This window comes from Sphaerochaeta sp. S2 (assembly GCF_016406725.1).
Taxonomy (GTDB): domain Bacteria; phylum Spirochaetota; class Spirochaetia; order Sphaerochaetales; family Sphaerochaetaceae; genus Sphaerochaeta.
Window position 1 is genome coordinate 1 of the sequence record NZ_JAEKNT010000424.1, and the last position, 2,460, is coordinate 2,460.

General features: G+C 46.9%; 3 protein-coding genes. All 3 read left to right on the forward strand.

The genetic code is table 11. From position 1 onward, the window contains the following. On the forward strand, positions 1–1,063 hold a 1,063-nt coding region (locus JF818_RS12255; protein ID WP_198892283.1), incomplete at its 5' end, for an ABC transporter ATP-binding protein. Then, complete coding sequence (locus JF818_RS12260) at positions 1,050–1,907, forward strand: ABC transporter permease (RefSeq protein ID WP_198892284.1); 858 nt, start codon at positions 1,050–1,052, stop codon at positions 1,905–1,907. The genes JF818_RS12255 and JF818_RS12260, both read left to right, overlap by 14 nt. After that, positions 1,904–2,460: ABC transporter permease (locus JF818_RS12265; protein ID WP_370570336.1), on the forward strand; the 557-nt coding region annotated here is incomplete at its 3' end. The genes JF818_RS12260 and JF818_RS12265, both read left to right, overlap by 4 nt.

Genomic DNA, 2,460 nt, shown 5'->3' on the forward strand with positions numbered 1-2,460 from the left:
CACTGCAGTTGACCAGGTTTCATTCGAAGTAGAGGATGGAAAGTTCTTTTCTATTTTAGGACCTTCGGGTTGTGGAAAGACGACACTCCTACGTATGATCGCTGGATTCTATAAGCCTGACGGGGGAACCATCCTCTTCAACGGAAAAAACATGGATGGGGTTGCCCCCAATAAGCGGCCAGTGAACCTGGTCTTTCAGAGTCTCGCACTTTTCCCCATGATGAATGTGCATGAAAACATTGCTTTCGGACTGCGGCGAAGAGGGGAGAAAGGACCCAATGTAGACAAGAAGGTCCGGGAATTACTGGAGCGGGTTGGTCTGCCGGAATCGGGGAAAAAACAGATCAGCCAACTCTCTGGTGGACAGAAACAACGCATTGCAATCGCACGATGCCTGATCATGGAACCAACAGTGCTCTTGCTTGATGAACCCTTGGGTGCACTCGATGCCAAGTTACGTGAACATATGAAAGTGGAACTTAAGACACTGCAATCCCAGGTTGGAACAACATTTGTCTACATTACCCATGACCAGAGTGAAGCCATGGTCATGAGTGATATGGTTGCAGTCATGAACAACGGTCATTTCGAACAGATTGGGACGCCACAGCAGCTCTACCATGAACCAAAGTCCTCGTTCGTTGCCCAGTTTGTGGGAAACAACAACAAACTACGGGTAAAGCTTCACAGTGATCAAAGCGGCAACACCATAGCCAGATATGCTGATAAGTATGACTTCCGTCTGGCCCAGAGATTTGAGAGCGCAAATGAAAATGACGAGTATGATCTCTTCATACGCCCAGAGGCTGTGATCATCAATCCAGGGGAAGGGAGGGAAAATTTCCAAAACCTTCCCGTGGAAGTTACCTCAATCCTCTTTGATGGAGGAAACAGTCGTCTTTTGGTCAAGCCTTTGGGAACTGAGGAAGAATTGGTGATTGCACTTCCCCAGACAAGGGAATACGACCATATCCGCTCAAAGGATCGCATACAGGTTGGTTGGGACCTGAATAAGACTGTCTGCTTCAAGCGCAGTGATTGGAAGTTATATGATGAAGAATAGACAACATATCAAATGGGGTTTTCTCTTCTTTTTCCTGCCCGTCGTGCTCTGGCTCTTTCTCTTGATCGTGCTCCCCCACCTTGAGCTTCTGAGACTCTCTTTTTCCAAGGCAAATACCGGGAAATTCACCTTGGACAACTATCTGGCGTTCTTCAAGGAACCCATCTACTGGCTCACCTTTGTTCGTACCGCAGGATATTCGATTATTGTTACCTTCCTGGTAATGGTCATTTCCCTGCCGGTCTCATTCTATATCTCGAAGATAGCAAAGGGGAGAATGACCGGGGCACTGATGATCCTCATTTTGGTTCCCTTCTGGGTCAGTGAACTTATCCGCGTCTATGGCTGGATGATCCTCCTCAGGGAGAGTGGAATCCTCAACCATTTCCTTGTCTCAATAGGTCTGTTCAAAGAGCCTGTTGAGATGCTCTACAATGACATTACCATGATCATGGGCTTGGTATATACCAGCATGCTCTTCATGGTGGTCCCTGTTTTGGGTGTTATGGATGACTTGGATAATTCACTTATCGAGGCAGCCTATGACCTGGGAGCATCGAAGATATCCATCTGGAGGACCATCATTATTCCTCACTGTGCCTCAGGGCTCGTCAATGGAGGGATCATCGTATTCATGCTGGTATTGGGAAGTTACCTTACCCCTAACCTGATGGGAGGCAAGAACTCCCTCTGGTTTACCGAGCAGATTTACAACCAGATAATCCTCTATTTCAACTGGAACCAGGGAGCGGCCTTTGGGTTCCTGCTCTTGGCCCTCTCTTCCCTGATAATATGGGTTCTTCTCAAACTCACCAAACAAAACCTGAAGGAGGTGGTAAAATGATCAGAAGCTTACCTTCCTCAAAGAAATATCGTGGAGGATTCACCATCTTTATCATCCTCTATTTTATTTTCCTCTTTGCACCACTGTTAGTAACAATGATCCTCGCATTCAATGACTCCATGTACCCTTCCCTTCCCTGGCAGGGATTCACCCTTGACTGGTTCTTTGGCAATGGACCGGATAAATATGGCATCTTTCACGACCAAACCAACCTGAGAAGCCTATTCACCTCATTCAAGGTAGCAATAGCAGTCATGATCGTTTCAACATTCCTCGGAACTTGTGCGGCATTTCTCTTTGAACAGGAGAACTTCCGTTTCAAGAACGCACTCTACTTTCTCATGATAGCCCCCTTGGTCATTCCTGGAGTCATCCTCGGTATCTCCATCCTGATGTTCTCCAACACCATAGGTCTGTTCATCGAGAACCACCTGGGCATCTACGTTTCTTTCCTTGGCCCACGAGAAGACTTTTTCGAAAAGGAGTTTGCTGACTGCAATATCGTCAATTACGTCATAGCGAGTGAATCGGATATACTTTTTCTGTTGGGCCT